The sequence below is a fragment of the Marseilla massiliensis genome, assembly GCF_016899955.1.
Taxonomy (GTDB): Bacteria; Bacteroidota; Bacteroidia; order Bacteroidales; family Bacteroidaceae; genus Prevotella; species Prevotella intestinigallinarum.
Window position 1 is genome coordinate 1 of record NZ_JACJJL010000081.1, and the last position, 1220, is coordinate 1220.

Below are 1220 nucleotides of genomic sequence, written 5' to 3' on the forward strand. Positions count from 1 at the left end.
TCGGGAAGTCGTTGTATACGAACGCGGCTTTCATACTTCTCTATTTCCGATTGCGATAAGGGGAAATCAATGTCTTGGGACTGTAATGGGAGGAAAGCCAGTAAACTAATAAATGATAGTAATACTTTTATTTTCATTTTTTTCTTGTTTTTGATGTTACTTCATTATAATGATTGACAGCCAATCACGGTTTATCTTGTCTACTGAAACATCTTTGTGCAATGTTACCAAACCCTTGCCTTTGATATATTGCTTTTCCGTGAATAAAGGCGGTTGTTTAGATGTTTTGAAAGTCTGGGTCAATGCGGCTGTCTCAATAAAATGACCTTCAATAAACTCAAAACGTTTGTAGCTGTAAGATGCGGCCGAGATACGCGATGAAGAAAACACACATCTCTTGTCGTTGTTTATTTGTGGATTTTCTATCTGCCTAAAACTTTCATCTTTACAATATTGCCCCTTTGTTTCATTCCACACAAGGCAATCATAATATTGTATCATTTGATTGCCATACTGACCAAGATTGACAAGTATATCGTCTTTACCATCAAAACTAACGTCTTGTAAGTTAACCCAAACATCGAGATTGTTGGCAAATTCAATGTCAGGAGGATATGAGTAGGATATTTCTTGGGAAATTTTTCTTTGCTTACCAAATATAGTGATTTGCAACCCTTTCAAACTCCTACCACTTCTGATGGCCGCATATTTTATCATTTTATCGCCTTTGTGATCAATAAGTTGCCATTCATCTGATTTCCAAAAAGAATGTTCTCCATCATTAATTGCGTCCCCGCTTGTTGTGGCTTGTGCTTTTCCGTTTTCAAATGATGTGGCAAATTTGAATTGAGGCTTAATAACCACATTGCCCAATGAATCGGCAAACCCTATCAGTCCGTTCTCATCCATTATGCGGAAAAGTCCTTCACTGATATAATCGGGACCGTTGTCACATTTAAACACATAGAACAATTCTTTGCCTTGATTGTCTATACAGACTATCCGTGCGTTCTGTTTGTTCTCATACACAAAACCTATGTTTCGTATGGTATCCGTTTGGCAGAACTTGTATCTGCCGTATGGTACAATGGTATCGCCTCGTTCATCCAGATAGCATACAGGAACGCCGACCTCAAGATGTTTATCCATAGTAAATGCAACCAACATTTTTTGTGCTGGGAGCAAATAGAAATTCATGAGTAAAAGCAATATACACAGAA

General features: G+C 37.7%; 1 protein-coding gene. It reads right to left on the reverse strand.

The genetic code is table 11. The features are described 5' to 3' along the window. Nucleotides 1-156 precede the first annotated feature (156 nt). Nucleotides 157-1220 (reverse strand): XAC2610-related protein (locus H6B30_RS15965; protein WP_239484178.1); only part of this gene is annotated, 1064 nt, incomplete at its 5' end.